The organism is Pseudomonas sp. IT-P258 (assembly GCF_949767825.1).
Classification (GTDB): Bacteria; Pseudomonadota; Gammaproteobacteria; order Pseudomonadales; family Pseudomonadaceae; genus Aquipseudomonas; species Aquipseudomonas monachiensis.
This window is the reverse complement of record NZ_CATKPU010000021.1, coordinates 77,637-94,519: the sequence shown is the minus strand read 5'-3', so window position 1 is coordinate 94,519 and position 16,883 is coordinate 77,637. Positions and strand designations below refer to the sequence as shown.

Annotated in this window: 14 protein-coding genes; 11 read left to right on the top strand and 3 right to left on the bottom strand. The window is 60.7% G+C overall.

Annotated elements, in window-relative coordinates:
- Positions 1-38: 38 nt before the first annotated feature.
- Both ACM6G4_RS07700 and ACM6G4_RS07695 read right to left on the bottom strand, forming a co-directional pair.
- Entirely contained in the window at positions 39-803 is a 765-nt protein-coding gene (locus ACM6G4_RS07700; protein ID WP_414913406.1) for a TOBE domain-containing protein, read from the bottom strand.
- A gap of 63 nt (positions 804-866) precedes the next feature.
- Complete coding sequence (locus tag ACM6G4_RS07695; protein WP_414913405.1) at positions 867-1,607, bottom strand: ComF family protein; 741 nt, start codon at positions 1,605-1,607, stop codon at positions 867-869.
- 93 nt (positions 1,608-1,700) lie between these two features.
- Here ACM6G4_RS07695 and bioB point away from each other — a divergent pair, with 93 nt between their 5' ends.
- From bioB to ACM6G4_RS07645, 10 genes are all read left to right on the top strand, one after another.
- Positions 1,701-2,756, top strand: a complete 1,056-nt coding sequence (gene bioB / locus ACM6G4_RS07690) for a biotin synthase BioB (RefSeq protein WP_414913404.1) — start codon at positions 1,701-1,703, stop codon at positions 2,754-2,756.
- Between the two features lie 175 nt (positions 2,757-2,931).
- Positions 2,932-4,110 carry an 8-amino-7-oxononanoate synthase gene (gene bioF / locus ACM6G4_RS07685; RefSeq protein WP_223541360.1) on the top strand — a complete coding sequence of 393 codons (1,179 nt, stop codon included), beginning with the start codon at positions 2,932-2,934 and terminating at the stop codon, positions 4,108-4,110.
- Positions 4,103-4,834 (top strand): alpha/beta fold hydrolase, encoded by a 732-nt coding sequence (locus ACM6G4_RS07680; RefSeq protein ID WP_414913403.1) that lies wholly within the window; start codon positions 4,103-4,105, stop codon positions 4,832-4,834. The genes bioF and ACM6G4_RS07680 overlap by 8 nt, the downstream gene beginning before the upstream one ends.
- On the top strand, positions 4,827-5,639 hold the full coding sequence (gene bioC / locus ACM6G4_RS07675) for a malonyl-ACP O-methyltransferase BioC (protein ID WP_056726611.1): 813 nt from the start codon (positions 4,827-4,829) through the stop codon (positions 5,637-5,639). Before ACM6G4_RS07680 ends, bioC begins: the two co-directional genes overlap by 8 nt.
- Positions 5,636-6,316, top strand: a complete 681-nt coding sequence (gene bioD / locus ACM6G4_RS07670) for a dethiobiotin synthase (RefSeq protein ID WP_056726612.1) — start codon at positions 5,636-5,638, stop codon at positions 6,314-6,316. The genes bioC and bioD overlap by 4 nt, the downstream gene beginning before the upstream one ends.
- Positions 6,317-6,439: 123 nt before the next feature.
- The gene (locus ACM6G4_RS07665; protein ID WP_414913402.1) at positions 6,440-6,736 is read left to right on the top strand and encodes a pyrroloquinoline quinone biosynthesis protein PqqE; all 297 of its coding nucleotides are present in this window, start codon (positions 6,440-6,442) and stop codon (positions 6,734-6,736) included.
- 278 nt (positions 6,737-7,014) lie between these two features.
- A complete protein-coding gene (locus ACM6G4_RS07660; protein WP_095944826.1) occupies positions 7,015-8,820 on the top strand; it encodes a phenylacyl-CoA dehydrogenase in 1,806 nt (601 codons plus the stop codon).
- A gap of 198 nt (positions 8,821-9,018) precedes the next feature.
- On the top strand, positions 9,019-10,311 hold the full coding sequence (locus tag ACM6G4_RS07655; RefSeq protein ID WP_414913401.1) for a GGDEF domain-containing protein: 1,293 nt from the start codon (positions 9,019-9,021) through the stop codon (positions 10,309-10,311).
- Positions 10,312-10,396: 85 nt separating this feature from the next.
- Complete coding sequence (locus ACM6G4_RS07650) at positions 10,397-12,193, top strand: acyl-CoA dehydrogenase C-terminal domain-containing protein (protein ID WP_414913400.1); 1,797 nt, start codon at positions 10,397-10,399, stop codon at positions 12,191-12,193.
- Positions 12,194-12,367: 174 nt separating this feature from the next.
- Positions 12,368-14,146, top strand: coding sequence for an acyl-CoA dehydrogenase C-terminal domain-containing protein (locus ACM6G4_RS07645; RefSeq protein WP_056726617.1), 1,779 nt, complete (start codon positions 12,368-12,370; stop codon positions 14,144-14,146).
- Between the two features lie 227 nt (positions 14,147-14,373).
- Here ACM6G4_RS07645 and ACM6G4_RS07640 read toward each other — a convergent pair whose 3' ends face one another.
- Complete coding sequence (locus tag ACM6G4_RS07640) at positions 14,374-15,303, bottom strand: LysR family transcriptional regulator (protein ID WP_056726618.1); 930 nt, start codon at positions 15,301-15,303, stop codon at positions 14,374-14,376.
- A 169-nt stretch (positions 15,304-15,472) separates the two neighbouring features.
- Between ACM6G4_RS07640 and ACM6G4_RS07635 the strand changes: the two genes are divergently transcribed.
- Entirely contained in the window at positions 15,473-16,756 is a 1,284-nt protein-coding gene (locus ACM6G4_RS07635) for an aspartate aminotransferase family protein (protein ID WP_414913399.1), read from the top strand.
- The last annotated feature ends 127 nt before the right edge of the window (positions 16,757-16,883 follow it).

Below are 16,883 nucleotides of genomic sequence, written 5' to 3'. Positions count from 1 at the left end.
CCTTAAAGATGAGTAATGAACCTTTTGTTGCAGTTTGCTTAAAGCGGCGTGCCCAGTAGAACCCGGGACGGCGAGAACTCCACGCGCACCGGCTTGCCGCAGGTCAACTCCGATGCTTGCAGAAGACTCGGTTCGACCAGGGCGCATAGGGTCAGACCGTTGGCCAGGGTGATGCGCACTTCGCTGGGGCCGTCATCGGCGTCGAGGACTTTTTCGATGATGCCCCTGAGGCAATTGTTTCCAGGCGTTTCGACGGTGTCAGTTTGCAGTACGTCGAGCCAGCCGGCCTTGATCAATGCCACGACATCGGTGCCGATTTGCAGCTCCAGGCGCTCGGTGCTGTCGTGGGTGATTTGCGCGGCGACGATCAGGCCTTCGGCGACTTCAAGGCGAATCAGGTCGTTGCGCCCCTGAGGTTCAATCGCCACCACCTTGCCGTGTAACTGGTTGCGCGCGCTCGTGCGCAGCATCAGGCGCCCGAGCAGGTCCAGATCGCTCGCGTCTTCAGCGGCTTCCAGCACCTGGGCCTGCAAGGCTTGCAGCTTCTGGTACAGGCGCAACACCCGCTCGCCTTCGTTGGACAGTCGCGCACCGCCGCCGCCCTTGCCGCCGACAATCCGCTCCACCAGCGGTTTCTGCGCCAGGTTGTTCAGCTCATCGATCGCATCCCAGGCGGCCTTGTAGCTCATGCCCGCGCTTTTGGCCGCCCGGGTGATCGAGCCTTGTTCGGCGATGTGCTGCAGCAGGGCGATGCGCTGCGGACGGCGGACGATGTGCTGGGACAGTAAGGTGGGCAAAGACATGACAAGTCGCTTTGAGTGGTGACGATGGTCAGGAAGTTGGCCGCTTGGGTCGCGCGAGTCAAGTCAGGGTGTTTCGCCGGGTTTGGGCGTACGGGCCAGGCAATAGACGTCGACCCTCGCCGCACCGGCGTCCATCAGCAGGCGAGCCAGGGCCTGGGCCGTGGCGCCGGTGGTCAGTACATCGTCGACCAGCGCCAGGTGCAAGCCTTTGACGACGGCGCCGGGTGCCAGGGAGAAAGCGTTGCACAGGTTCTTTCGGCGGGCTTGGGCGTTCAAGGCCTGTTGGGCGTCGGTGTCCTGGTGGCGTAGCAGCAACCGTTCGTCGCAAGGGATATCGAGACTCGCACTCAGCCAGTTAGCCAGCATCGCCGCCTGATTGAACCCGCGCTGGCGCAGGCGTCGGATGGCCAACGGGACCGGAATCAGCGCATGGGGGCGCGGCAGGTCGTCTTCGAAGCGATGTTGCAGGTATTGAGCAAGAAGTTCGCCGAGCAGGCGGCCAAACGGCCACTTGGCGTTGTGTTTGAAGCGGGTGATCAGGCTGTCTACCGGAAAGCTGTAGGTCCAAGGCGCAATCACCTGTTCAAAGGCCGGTGGCTGCTTCAGGCAATGGCCGCAGGTGCGGCCCGGGGCCGGGAGCGGCAGGGCGCAGGCCAGACAGTGATCGCCGAGCCAGGGCAGCTCGATTTCGCAGGCCGTGCAGACAGGAGGGATACCGTCGGCCGATTCATCGCACAAAAGGCACGATTGTTTGTTTTTTAACCAGATGTAAACCTGCCCTTCGTATCGTGGTTGACAGCGCATCGCTCTTCCTTAAATATGCCGAAACATCTGTGAAGCGGCTGTGACATTCCATTACCCAACCGCATGCCAAAGCATAATTCAAAGGAAACGCCCATGAGCGCCAGCACCACTGCAACCCTGCGTCATGACTGGACTTTGGCCGAAGTCAAAGCACTCTTCGTTCAGCCATTCAATGACCTGTTGTTCCAGGCGCAGTCGGTGCACCGTGCGCATTTCGACGCCAACCGCGTCCAGGTGTCGACCCTGCTGTCGATCAAAACCGGCGCCTGCCCGGAAGATTGCAAATATTGTCCGCAGTCCGGTCACTACAACACCGGCCTGGAAAAAGAAAAACTGATGGAGGTGCAGAAGGTCCTTGAAGAGGCCGCTCGCGCCAAGGCCATCGGTTCGACCCGCTTCTGCATGGGCGCGGCGTGGAAGCACCCGTCGGCCAAGGACATGCCGTATGTTCTGAAGATGGTCGAAGGCGTGAAAGCCCTGGGCCTGGAAACCTGCATGACCCTCGGTCGCCTGGATCAGGATCAGACCGAAGCACTGGCCAAGGCCGGTCTCGACTACTACAACCACAACCTCGACACGTCGCCGGAGTTCTACGGCAGCATTATCACCACCCGCACCTATAGCGAGCGCCTGCAAACCTTGGCCTATGTGCGTGAGTCGGGGATGAAGATCTGTTCCGGTGGCATCCTCGGCATGGGCGAGTCGCTGGACGACCGCGCCAACCTGCTGATCCAGCTGGCCAACCTGCCGGAGCATCCGGAGTCGGTGCCGATCAACATGCTGGTGAAAGTCGCCGGTACGCCGCTGGAAAATGCCGATGACGTCGACCCGTTCGACTTCATCCGCATGCTCGCCGTCGCGCGCATCCTGATGCCGCAATCCCACGTGCGCCTGTCCGCCGGCCGCGAAGCCATGAACGAGCAGATGCAGGCCCTGGCGTTCTTTGCCGGCGCCAACTCGATTTTCTACGGCGAAAAACTGCTGACCACCGCCAACCCGCAGGCTGACAAGGACATGCAACTGTTCTCTCGCCTGGGCATCCTGCCGGAAGCCCGCGAAGAGCACGCCGACGAGGTGCATCAGGCGGCGATCGAGCAGGCCCTGGTGGAGCAGAAGAGCAGCGAGCAGTTCTATAACGCGGCCATCTGAAATTCGCTCCGGTTCCTCTGAAGGAATGCGAAACCCCCTGTGGGAGCGGGCTTGCTCGCGAAGGCGTCAGTCCAGTCGACATCAATGTTGAATGTCAGTCCGTATTCGTCGGATCGCCGCCCGGAGCAAGCCCGCTCCCACAGGGGACATGTGTCATTTGATAGTCGAGGCCTGCATGTCTTTCGATCTCGCCGCACGCCTTGCCGCCCGTCGTGCCGAAAACCTCTACCGCCAGCGCCCGCTGCTCGAAAGCCCGCAGGGGCCGCAAGTGGTGGTCGATGGCCAGCCGTTGCTGGCGTTCTGTAACAACGACTACCTGGGCCTGGCCAATCATCCGCAAGTGATCGAAGCCTGGCGTGCCGGTGCGTCGAAGTGGGGTGTGGGCGGAGGGGCATCCCATCTGGTCATCGGCCATAGCTCCCCGCACCATGCCCTGGAAGAAGCGTTGGCCGACCTGACCGGTCGCCCGCGCGCGTTGCTGTTCACCACCGGCTACATGGCCAACCTCGGCGCGGTCACGGCGCTGGTGGGGCAGGGTGATACGGTGCTCGAAGACCGGCTCAATCATGCTTCGCTGCTCGACGCGGGGCTGTTGTCCGGCGCGCGGTTCAATCGTTACCTGCACAACGACCCGGTGAGTTTGGCCAAGCGCCTGGAAAAAGCCACTGGCAATACGCTGGTGGTCACCGACGGCGTGTTCAGCATGGACGGTGATATCGCCGACTTGCCAGCGCTGGCCCGAGAGGCCAAGGCCAAAGGCGCCTGGTTGATGGTCGACGATGCCCATGGTTTTGGACCGCTGGGCGCCAACGGTGGCGGCATCGTCGAACACTTCGGCTTGAGCCAGGATGACGTTCCGGTGCTGGTCGGCACCCTTGGCAAGGCGTTCGGTACGGCGGGTGCCTTTGTGGCTGGCAGCGAAGAACTGATCGAAAGCCTGATCCAGTTCGCCCGTCCCTACATCTACACCACCAGTCAGCCACCTGCGCTGGCCTGCGCCACGTTGAAAAGCCTGGAACTGCTGCGCAGCGAACACTGGCGCCGCGAGCATTTGCAGACGCTGATCCGCCAGTTCCGCAAAGGTGCCGAGCAGATTGGCCTGGAACTCATGGACAGCTTCACGCCGATCCAGCCGATCATGATCGGTGACGCCGGGCGCGCGGTGCGCCTTTCGCAGATGTTGCGTGAACGCGGGTTGATGGTGACCGCGATTCGCCCGCCGACCGTACCCGCCGGCAGCGCCCGGCTGCGGGTCACGCTGACGGCTGCCCACAGCGAAGCCCAGGTACAGCTATTGTTAAATGGACTGGCCGATTGTTTTCAGCAACTGAAGCCGGAGCCAAGCCATGCGTGATCGTTTGATTCTGCTGCCCGGCTGGGGCCTTGGCGTTTCACCGCTGGAGCCTCTGGCGGCGGCCTTGCGTGGCCTGGATGAGCACCTGCATGTCGAGATAGAGCCGTTGCCGGAGCTGGAGTCGAGCGATCTTGAAGAGTGGCTCGATGAGCTTGATTCGACTTTGCCGCAAGACGTCTGGCTAGGTGGTTGGTCATTCGGCGGCATGCTCGCTTGCGAGTTGGCGGCCCGGCGTGGCGATCGCTGCTGTGGCGTGTTCACCCTGGCCAGCAATGCTTCTTTTGTCGCCCATGATCAATGGTCAAGCGCGATGCCCGGAGAAACCTTCGACGCGTTTCTGGCGGGATGCGAAGCCGATCCGCGCGCGACCTTGAAACGCTTTTCACTACTCTGCGCCCAAGGCGCCGAAGACTCCCGCGGACTGTCGCGGTTGTTGCTCGGCGGGGCCCCGAATACCGCCGCGCCAGTGCTGCTCAGTGGCCTGCAGGTGCTCGCACAACTGGATACACGACAGGCTCTGCAATCGTTCCGCGGTCCGCAACTGCATCTGTTCGCCGGCCTCGACGGGCTGGTGCCGGTGGAAGCGGCGGGCGAGTTACTGGCATTGCTGCCGGATGTCGAAATCGGTCTGATTGAACAGGCCAGCCACGCGTTTCTCCTGGAGGATCCCCACGGTGTGGCGGGGGCGATCCAGGCCTTTTTGCATGAGTCCGGCGATGACTGATCTATCCCTTCCCAACCTGCCCGGCGCCTTGCCTGACAAACGTCAGGTAGCCGCTTCATTCTCCCGCGCGGCGGCCAGCTACGACAGCGTGGCCGAGTTGCAGCGGGATGTGGGCAGACAATTGCTCGGGCGCATGCCGCAAGACTTCGTACCGCAGCGCTGGCTGGACCTTGGCTGTGGCACCGGGCATTTCAGTCGTGCCCTGGATGAGCAATTTCCGGGCAGTCACGGTGTGGCGCTGGACATCGCCGAGGGCATGCTCAACCACGCCCGGCCATTGGGCGGCGCCACACACTTCGTGGCCGGCGATGCCGAGCGCTTACCACTGCAGGATTCGACCTGCGACCTGATCTTCTCCAGCCTGGCGGTGCAGTGGTGCGCGGACTTCGACTCGGTGCTCAGTGAAGCCTTTCGAGTACTGAAACCGGGTGGCATTTTCGCGTTTGCTAGTCTGTGTGTAGGGACGTTGTTTGAATTGCGCGACAGCTGGCGCGAAGTCGACGGCATGGTGCACGTCAACCGCTTCCGGGAGTTTGGTGTTTATCAGCAGTTGTGTGCGGCCAGCGCCTTGAATGTGGTCAGTCTGCAAAACCTTGCGCATGTGCTGCATTACCCGGATGTGCGCAGCCTGACCCATGAACTCAAGGCGTTGGGTGCGCACAATCTCAATCCCGGGCGGCCGGGTGGCTTGACCGGCCGGGCGCGGATTCTGGGTCTGATTGAAGCTTACGAACAGTTTCGTCAGGCCCAGGGCCTGCCGGCGACTTATCAAGTGGTGTACGCCGTTTTGGAGAAGCCCTTATGAGCGCAGCCTATTTCATCGCCGGCACGGATACCGATGTCGGTAAAACAACGGTCGCTGCGGGGCTGCTGCATGCGGCGCGTTCGGCGGGATTGAGCACGGCGGCGGGCAAGCCGGTCGCGTCCGGTTGCGATGTGACGCCCAAGGGCCTGCGCAACGCCGATGCGCTGGCCTTGCTGGCGGAGTGTTCGCTGCCGCTGACCTACACGCAGGTCAATCCGATGGCCTTCGAACCGGCCATTGCCCCGCATCTGGCGGCGCGAGAGGCGGGCGTGGCACTGACGGTGCAGTCGTTGCTGACGCCGATGCGACAGATCCTGGGCATGCAGGCAGACTTCACCCTGATCGAAGGCGCTGGCGGCTGGCGCGTACCCTTGGCGGATCAGGACAATCTGTCGGACCTGGCCATCGCTTTGAAGCTGCCGGTGATCCTGGTGGTCGGCGTGCGGCTGGGGTGCATCAGCCATGCCTTGCTGACCGCTGAGGCGATTGCCCGGGACGGTTTGCAACTGGCGGGCTGGGTGGCCAACATTATCGACCCCAAGACCTCGCGGCTGGAAGAAAACCTGGCCACCCTTGCCGAGCGTATCCCGGCACCGTGCCTGGGGCGTGTGCCTAAACTCAAGGTCGTCACGGCCGAGGCAGTGGCCGAGCACTTGCAACTGGACCTGTTGGACTGAGGTTTGTCGCATGGGGGCTTTGCCTATGGCAAGGCACTGTGCCATTAGTGTTTTTGACGGGTGTTTTGCCAGCCACTCTGCTTCAATGGCCGCTGTTGATCCTTTGAAAGGACGAGTTCTCCCATGGAAATCTCAGGAAACACCGCTTTTTATGCCGGTCTGAGCACTCTTCAGACGGGGCAGAACCGTGTCGATCAAGCCGCCGGGCAGATCGCCAACACGACGATCGAGCGTTCGGTCACCAGCCAGTCCTCCGAGGCGCAGGTCGATCGTCTGCGATCGGTTGATCGCAGCCGGCAATCGGACCTGGCCAGCAACGTGGTCGAAATGGCCCAAGGCAAGATTCAGGCGGAGCTGGGCGTGAAAATCGCCAAGGCAGCCGACGAAGTGCTCGGGACGTTGATCGATACCTACGCCTGATTCTTTAAAGAATTTGCACCCTCCAGCGCCGCGCCTGTTCGCGGCGTTTTTCTGCGTAAGTCTTTCTTGTTCAACTAATCTTTTCGGTGCGGCTGGCTGCTTCGCAAGCGCGGCTGCGTTGTCGCGTGCCTGTGTGTCCAATCCTGCGATGACGAACGGCAAAAGATCGACGCTTGACAAGATTTGGGCGTAAACGTATGTTTCAAACAACTGTTTGATCGCAACAACAAATCAATGCGGTCGTTCATTCCCGGTTACATCAGCAGAGGTTTATCGCTATGCCTGACTACAAGGCCCCCTTGCGTGATATTCGCTTCGTTCGTGACGAGTTGCTCGGCTACGAAGCGCACTATCAGAGCCTTCCGGCTTGTGCCGACGCAACTCCGGACATGGTTGACGCCATTCTTGAGGAAGGCGCCAAGTTTTGTGAGCAGGTACTGGCTCCGCTGAACCGCGTGGGCGACCTCGAAGGCTGCACCTGGAGCGAGTCCGGCGTTAAGACCCCGACTGGCTTCAAGGAAGCCTACAAGCAATTCGTCGAAGGTGGCTGGCCGAGCCTGGCTCACGACGTAGAGCACGGTGGCCAAGGCCTGCCGGAGTCCCTGGGTCTGGCCATCAGCGAAATGGTTGGCGAGTCCAACTGGTCGTGGGGCATGTACCCAGGCCTGTCGCACGGTGCGATGAACACCATCTCCGAGCACGGCACCCCTGAACAGCAAGAGGCTTACCTGACCAAGCTGGTTTCCGGCGAGTGGACCGGCACCATGTGCCTGACCGAGCCGCACTGCGGCACCGACCTGGGCATGCTGCGCACCAAGGCCGAGCCTCAGGCCGACGGTTCCTACAAGGTTTCCGGCACCAAGATCTTCATCTCGGCCGGTGAACACGACATGGCCGACAACATCGTCCACATCGTTCTGGCCCGCCTGCCGGACGCACCGGCTGGCACCAAAGGCATCTCCCTGTTCATCGTGCCGAAGTTCATGCCGAACGCCGATGGTTCGGTTGGCGCGCGTAACGCTGTGTCCTGCGGTTCCCTGGAACACAAGATGGGCATCCACGGCAACGCTACCTGCGTGATGAACTTCGACGGCGCTACCGGTTTCCTGATCGGCCCGGCGAACAAAGGCCTGAACTGCATGTTCACCTTTATGAACACCGCACGCCTGGGTACTGCGCTGCAAGGCCTGGCCCACGCTGAAGTCGGTTTCCAGGGCGGCCTGAAATACGCTCGCGACCGTCTGCAGATGCGCTCGCTGACTGGCCCGAAAGCGCCGGACAAAGCCGCTGACCCGATCATCGTGCACCCTGACGTACGCCGCATGCTGTTGACCATGAAGGCATTCGCCGAAGGCAACCGTGCAATGGTTTACTTCACCGCCAAGCAGGTCGACATCGTCAAGTACGGTGTGGACGAAGAAGAGAAGAAGAAAGCCGACGCACTGTTGGCGTTCATGACGCCAATCGCCAAAGCCTTCATGACCGAAGTCGGTTTCGAATCGGCCAACCACGGCGTGCAGATCTACGGTGGCCACGGCTTCATCGCCGAGTGGGGCATGGAGCAGAACGTCCGCGACAGCCGCATCTCGATGCTGTACGAAGGCACCACCGGTATCCAGGCACTCGACCTGCTGGGCCGTAAAGTGCTGATGACCCAAGGCGAGGCCCTCAAAGGTTTCACCAAGATCGTCCACAAGTTCTGCCAGACCAACGAAGGCAACGAAGCGGTCCAGGAGTTCGTCGCTCCGCTGGCCGCACTGAACAAGGAATGGGGCGAGCTGACCATGAAGGTCGGTATGGCCGCCATGAAAGACCGCGAAGAAGTCGGCGCGGCCTCCGTGGATTACCTGATGTACTCCGGTTACGCCTGCCTGGCCTACTTCTGGGCTGACATGGCGCGTCTGGCTGCCGAGAAACTGGCTGCCGGCACTTCCGAAGAGGCGTTCTACACCGCCAAGCTGCAGACTGCGCGTTTCTACTTCCAGCGCATCCTGCCGCGTACCCGCACTCACGTTGTAACCATGCTGTCGGGCGCCAACAACCTGATGGACATGAAAGAAGAGAACTTCGACCTGGGCTACTAAGCCTTAACGAAGTACTTGAAAAAGCCGCTGCTCCTTCGGGAGCAGCGGCTTTTTTTGCTTTAAAGGTTGCCGGTGAAATGAATGGTTGGAACGGCCTTTGAAAAATACCTCAGTAATTCACTCAGCAACTCGGGCTTCCTGCCGTTACAGTAGTGGGCACATTGCCATCTATTGATTTGACGGGTCGGAGCTTTACCCTTGCCGCGCTCATCTGCTGTACGTTTCAGTCATTTCCTGCCGTCATTAGTGCTGTTACTGGCGGGGCTTGCGGCTGCTTACATCAAGGATCTGAACGTCTTCTTCACGTCGCTGTTCAACGTGTTGCCCACCCTGGTGTTGTTGCTCGGGGGCGCCTATTGCGCGGTGTACCGACGCCAGCGTGAACTGTTTCTGATGGTCACGGTGTACATCGCCTACTTCCTGCTCGACACCCAGACCGACTATTACCGCGACAACGGCAAGGTGCGTGACGATGCCGCCGTGGTCTTTCATTTGTGTTGCCTGCTGCTGCCGCTGTTGTTTGGCGTGTTCGCGGCGTGGCAGGAACGCACCCATCTGTTCCAGGACATGGTGGCGCGCTTCGCGGTCTTGCTCGCGGTCGGCAGCGTAGCGCTGGGGCTTGAGCAAAGTTATCCACACGCGCTACTGATCTGGCTGTCGGAGATACGCTGGCCTGCCTTGCATGGCGCCTGGATGAGCCTGATCCAGTTGTCCTATCCGGTGTTCATCGCTGCGTTCCTGCTGCTGGCCTGGCAATACTGGCGCAACCCGCGACCGCTGCATGCCGCGCAATGGGTGGGGCTGCTCGGGTTGTTCTGGATGTTGCCGAAAACCTTCATCCTGCCGTTCACGCTGAACATCATGTGTAGCCAGGTGATGCTGATGATCGCCGCCGCCGTTGCCCACGAAGCCTATCAAATGGCCTTCCGCGACGAACTGACCGGACTGCCGGGCCGTCGTGCGCTGAATGAACGCCTGCAACGGTTGGGGCGCAACTACGTGTTGGCCATGAGCGACGTCGACCACTTCAAGAAATTCAACGACACCCACGGCCACGACGTCGGTGACCAGGTGCTGCGGCTGGTGGCCAGCAAGCTGTCGAAAATCGGCGGTGGCGGTAAGGCGTATCGCTATGGCGGCGAGGAATTTGCCCTGGTGTTTGCAGGCAAGACCCTCGGAGAGTGCCTGCCGCACCTGGAGGTCATCCGCGAGTCCATCGCCACTTACAACATTCAGCTGCGCAATCAGGAAAATCGCCCGCAGGACGATAGTCAGGGGCGTCAGCGGCGTGCCGGTTCCGGTGCGTCGAGTGTGTCGGTGACGGTCAGTATCGGTGTTGCGGAGCGGATCGACCAACGCACCCCCGAAGAGGTACTCAAGTCCGCTGACCAGGCGCTCTACAGCGCCAAGGGCGCCGGGCGCAACTGCGTGATGGCGTTCGGGCAGAACCGCCGTGGCGCCGTGCGCATGGACACCGCTACGGTTGAGTGATGATGGCGCATTCAGCGAGCGCAAAATGATTGTGAGGCGTGGTCGGCAGCAGTAGGTTGGAGAAATCTGCCGACGGAGAATGACCATGCCCGAGTACAAAGCTCCCTTGCGCGACATGCGCTTTCTGATCGACCACGTCTTCGACTTTCACCGCAATTACGCGGCGCTGGGGGCCACCGATGCCAGCCCGGACATGGTCAATGCGATCCTCGAAGAAGGGGCGAAGTTCTGCGAAAACGTGCTGTCGCCGCTCAACCGCAGTGGCGATGAAGAAGGCTGCCATTTCGACAATGGCGTGGTCACCACGCCTGCGGGCTTCAAGCAGGCATTCGCCCAATATGTCGAGGGCGGCTGGCATGGCCTGGCGGCGGATCCGGTTTACGGCGGTCAAGGGTTGCCGATCTCCCTGGGCCTGGTGATCAGCGAGATGGTGGGTTCCAGCAACACCTCATGGGGCATGTACCCCGGCCTGACCCACGGTGCGATGTCGGCGATCCACGCCCATGGCACCGAGGCGCAGAAGCAGACCTATTTGAAGAAGCTTACCGCTGGCCAATGGACCGGCACCATGTGTCTGACCGAAGCCCATTGCGGCACTGACCTGGGCATCATCAAGACCCGCGCCGTACCTGCGGCCGATGGCAGCTACGCGATCTCCGGCAGCAAGATCTTCATCTCCGCCGGCGAGCACGACATGAGCGCCAACATCATTCACCTGGTGCTGGCCAAATTGCCGGACGCACCGGCCGGGACCAAGGGCATTTCGCTGTTCATCGTGCCCAAGTTCCTGCCCGATGCGACGGGCGAAGCGGGCGAGCGCAACGGCGTGTCCTGCGGCTCGATCGAACACAAAATGGGCATCAAGGCCTCGGCCACCTGCGTGCTGAACTTCGACGAGGCCAAGGGCTTCCTGATCGGCGAGCCGAACAAGGGACTCAACTGCATGTTTACCATGATGAACCACGCGCGGCTGGGCACTGGCATGCAAGGGCTTTGTCTGGGGGAGGCGAGCTTCCAGGGCGCGATAAAGTACGCCAACGAGCGTTTGCAGATGCGCTCGCTGACCGGCCCGAAAGCGCCGGAAAAAGCCGCCGACCCGATCATCGTGCACCCTGATGTGCGGCGGATGTTGCTGACCATGAAAGCCTTCAACGAAGGCAATCGCGCGCTGACCTACTTCACCGCGCAACTACTGGACGTGGCACACCTGAGCCCGGATGAAACGGCGCGCCAGGACGCCGAAGACCTGTTGGCGTTCCTCACGCCGATCTGCAAAGCCTTCATGACCGACACCGGGCTGGAAGTGACCAACCATGGCATGCAGGTGTTTGGCGGCCACGGGTTCATTCGCGAATGGGGCATGGAGCAACTGGTCCGTGACTGCCGGATCGCACCGATCTATGAAGGCACCAACGGCATTCAGGCGCTGGACTTGCTCGGGCGCAAGGTACTCGGCAGCCAGGGCAAGCTGCTGCGCGGCTTCACCAAAATCGTCCATAAGTTCTGCGCGGCGAACGCCGAGCATCCACATCTGGCCGGGTATGTGGCGCAGCTCAATCAACTGAACCAGCAGTGGGGTGAGTTGACCACCAGGGTCGGAATGGCGGCGATGAAAAACCCGGACGAAGTCGGTGCTGCGTCGGTGGATTATCTGATGTACAGCGGTTACATCATCCTTGGCTACCTGTGGTTGCGCATGGCGCTGGTGGCTCAGGCGCAACTCGATGCCGGCAGCGGCGATGGCGACTTCTGCCGGGGCAAACTGGCGACCAACGAGTTTTACTTCAAGCGTCTGCTGCCACGCACTGCCGCTCATCGGGCAGCCATAGAGGCGGGTAGCGATTGCCTGATGCAGCTGCCGGCGGAGTTGTTTGCGCTTTAGTCATAAAAGTCCGTTACAAAGAAGCTCGCCTTGCGCGGGCTTTTTTGTTGATGACTAAAAATAACAAAACAGTCATGAGTTGACCCTATGTGTCGCAAAAGTTGTTGGGTTACACTCGGCCCAACGAAAACACTCTTCCTGTGAATCATCTGTATAGATCTTGCGAGGTTTGCCATGGCTGACTACAAAGCGCCCCTGCGCGATATGCGCTTCGTCCTCAATGAAGTTTTCGAGGTTGCCAAACTCTGGGCCGAACTGCCTGCACTGGCTGAAACCGTGGATGCAGAAACGGTCGAAGCCATTCTGGAAGAAGCCGGCAAAGTCACCAGCAAAAGCATCGCACCGCTGAGCCGTGCCGCTGACGAAGAAGGTTGCCATTGGGCCGACGGTGCCGTCACCACTCCGGCAGGTTTCCCACAGGCTTATCAGACCTACGCTGAAGGCGGTTGGGTCGGTGTCGGTGGCGATCCGACCTACGGTGGCATGGGCATGCCCAAGGCGGTTTCGGCGCAGGTCGAAGAAATGGTCAACTCCGCGAGCCTGTCGTTCGGCCTGTACCCGATGCTGACCGCCGGTGCTTGCCTGTCGATCAACGCCCACGCCAGCGAAGAGCTGAAAGCGGCGTACCTGCCAAACATGTACGCCGGTGTATGGGCCGGTTCCATGTGTCTGACCGAGCCGCACGCCGGTACTGACCTGGGGATTATCCGTACCAAGGCCGAGCCTCAGGCTGACGGTTCCTACAAAGTCAGCGGCACCAAAATCTTCATCACCGGCGGCGAACACGACCTGACCGAGAACATCATTCACCTGGTACTGGCCAAACTGCCGGACGCACCGGCGGGGCCGAAAGGTATTTCGCTGTTCCTGGTGCCGAAGTTCATGGTCAATGCCGATGGCAGCCTGGGCGCGCGCAACCCGGCGAATTGTGGTTCGATCGAACACAAGATGGGCATCCAGGCGTCCGCGACCTGCGTGATGAACTTCGACGAAGCCGTGGGTTACCTGGTCGGCGAGCCGAACAAGGGCTTGGCGGCGATGTTCACCATGATGAACTACGAGCGTCTGGGCGTCGGTATCCAGGGCCTGGCCACTGGCGAGCGCTCGTACCAGAACGCCGTGGAATACGCCCGCGACCGTCTGCAAAGCCGTTCGCCAACGGGCGCGCAGAACAAGGACAAAGTGGCTGACCCGATCATCGTCCACCCGGACGTGCGTCGCATGCTGCTGACCATGAAAGCCTCGAACGAAGGTGGCCGTGCGTTCTCCACCTACGTGGCGATGCAACTGGACACCGCCAAGTTCAGCGAAGATGCCACCACCCGCAAGCGTGCGGAAGACCTGGTGGCATTGCTGACCCCGGTGGCCAAGGCGTTCCTGACCGACCTCGGCCTGGAAACCACCGTACACGGCCAGCAGATCTTTGGCGGCCACGGTTACATCCGTGAGTGGGGCCAGGAGCAGCTGGTGCGTGACGTGCGCATCACCCAGATCTACGAAGGCACCAACGGCATTCAGGCGCTGGACCTGGTCGGACGCAAGATCGTGGGCAGCGGCGGGGCGTTCTACAATCTGTTCGCCGACGAGATTCGCCACTTCACGGCAACCGCCAGCGCGGACCTCGCCGAGTTCACCAAGCCACTGAACGACGCCGTAACCACCCTCGATGAACTGACCGCGTGGTTGCTTGACCGTGCGAAGAGCAATCCGAACGAAATCGGCGCGGCGTCGGTCGAGTATCTGCAGGTGTTCGGTTACGTGGCATACGCCTACATGTGGGCCCTGATGGCCAAGGCAGCTTTCGGCAAGGAAGCGCAAGACGATTTCTACGCCAGCAAATTGGGTACGGCGCGCTTCTATTTCGCCCGCCTGCTGCCGCGCATTCACTCGTTGAGCGCGTCGGTGAAGGCCGGTAGCGAATCGTTGTTTCTGCTGGATGCAGGACAATTCTGATGAAGTAACGTTATGTAAGCATTCTCTTACATAACATGCTGCTGTTCTCCCATAGATGCAAATTGGATCCACAGCTAATCTACTTCTCATGGACGTAGCGCAGGAAGCGCAAAGCAACAACAGGGACACGTAGGATTCTGCCAGGACGGCGGAGTGAAATGGATGTCAGGGAAACAGTCTGCAAAGCCCCGCTTCGGCGGGGTTTTCTTTTGCCTGAAGAAAAGTTTTCAGCTTGTCCCATCCAGAGCCTGCGCGCTGTTCAAGCGCCCGTCCGGGCCGTTTATCACCTCTTCCAGCAATGTCCGCAGCAATGCCAGCGAGGCCTGCTGCCGTTGCACATCCCGACACACCAGACCGACCTTCAGCGGCACCCGGGGTTCGCTCAGGGGCTTCCACAACAGTTCGTGGTTGCCATGGGTCTTTTGCGAGCGACCGGGCAATACCGTCGCCAGGCGCGTGTGGGGCAGGCTGTCGAGGATGCCGGCCATGTTGTTCAGCTCGGCTTGCACCTGTGGGCGACGACCAAGGCTTGTCAGCTGTGCCTGCCAGATCTGCCTGATCTGAAATTCTTCGCCCAGCAGCAACATCGGCAGTTCGGCCGCCTGACTCATGGACACTTTCTTGAATTCACGCAGCGGATGCTCTGCCGGGATGACCAGGGTCAGTTCATCTTCGTACAGCATCACGCCATGCAAGCCAGGCTGGCGGGGCGGCAGGTAGCCGATGCCGATATCCAGAGAACCGTTGAGCAGTCGCCGCTCGATTTCCAGGCCGGTCAGTTCATAGATCTGCACCACCAGATGCGGCTGCGCCTTGCGCACCCGTTCGAGCATCTGCGGAACGAGGCTGGTGTGCACGGTCTGCAACACACCGATGGCCAGGGTGCGCAGGGCCTGCCCCTTAAAGTTGCCGAGCGCTTCCCGTGCCCGTTGCAGACCATCGAGCAAAGGCAGTGCGTGGTTGTACAGCGTGTGTGCCGCGAGGGTCGGCAACAGGCGTTTGCTGCTGCGCTCGAACAGGCTCACCTCGAGGTTTTGCTCGAGGTGGCGGATTTGCTGGGACAGCGCCGGCTGGGAAATGGACAGACGCTCGGCGGCCCGGCCCACGTGGCCTTCTTCGTAGACCGCGACGAAATAACGCAGTTGCTTGAAATCCATAAGTAATGCTTATCGAAAATGCTGGGAAATCGAAATGGCTGAACGCCTCGCCTGAGCCTAGTCTAACCGCATTCACAGGGCTTACAGGGCCACAGAGTGCGATGAATACCCTTTGCTTCGATGGTATTTACATAGGTAAGGCAAAAAACCTCATCAGAGGTTTTGTCAGATGAATCTGTTCAGTCTGCGCCGCAGTCCACCCAGTCTTGATGATCTGGTCATGGACGCCTTCCTGCCATCCCAAGGCGATAACCTTTCCAGCGAGTACTTGATGCCCAGTGTCGAGCGGCCGAAACAGATATTTGTGCGTGGCCAGGGTTCATGGTTGTGGGACAGCGATGACCGTGCGTACCTGGATTTTTCCCAGGGCGGCGGGGCCAACAGCCTTGGTCACAGCCCTTCGGTACTGGTCAATGCAATCACATCCCAGGCTCAGTTGCTGATCAATCCGGGTTTCGGCCTGCACAATCGCGGCATGCTCAGCCTCGCCGAACATCTGTGTGCCAGCACCGGCAGTGATCAGGCCTACCTGCTCAATACCGGCAGCGAAGCCTGTGAGGCGGCGATCAAACTGGCGCGCAAATGGGGTCAACAGCATCGCGGTGGTGCGTCGCGCATCATCGTGGCCAACAACGGTTGCCATGGCCGCAGCCTGGGGACGATTTCGGCGTCGGACAGCTCGACATTGGCCAACCGTTTCGAGCCGCAATTGCCAGGCTTCAGTCATGTCCCGTTCAATGATCTGCCAGCGTTGCATGCGGCCGTGGATGAGCGGACCGTAGCGATCATGCTCGAGCCGATCCAGAGCGAAGCCGGCGTGATCCCGGCCACCGCGCACTACCTCAAGGGCGTCGAACGCTTGTGCCGTGAACTCGGCATTTTGCTGATCCTTGACGAAGTGCAAACCGGCATCGGCCGTTGTGGCACCTTGCTCGCGGAACAGTCCTGTGGCGTCACGGCGGATATCGTCGTGCTTGGCAAAGGCTTGGGCGGCGGGGTGCCATTGGCCGCATTGCTGGCGAGGGGCAAGGCTTGCTGCTTCGACATTGGCGAGGTGACAGGCACTCATCACGGTAATGCGTTGATGACGGCGGCGGGACTTGCGGTGCTCGATACCGTGCAGGACAAGGTTTTCCTCAAACACATCGCAGAAGCCGGTCAACACCTGCGTGAAGGATTGGAGCGTCTGGCCCATCGTTACGGTCACGGCGAGTTGCGCGGACAAGGGCTGCTTTGGGGGCTGACGCTGTCGGACGATTCCGCCGACGCGGTGGTCAAGGCCGCGCTGTATGAAGGCTTGTTGCTCAATGCACCACAACCCGACTGCCTGCGCTTTACCCCTGCGCTCAATGTCAGCAACGCCAACATCGATGAAATGCTCCTGCGCCTGGCGCGTGCCTTCTCCCGAGTACGCACCGCGCAATTGCAGTGCCGCAAAGGGATTGCCGTCTGATCCGGCGCGCCCTGCACACATTCCAGAACCGTCTCGCGGTAATACGCACGCCCTACGCCCGACACTTTTGGCGTGGGGCGTTTTTTTGTGGCCGGCCTTTTCCAAAGGCAATTTCGGCTTGAGCGGT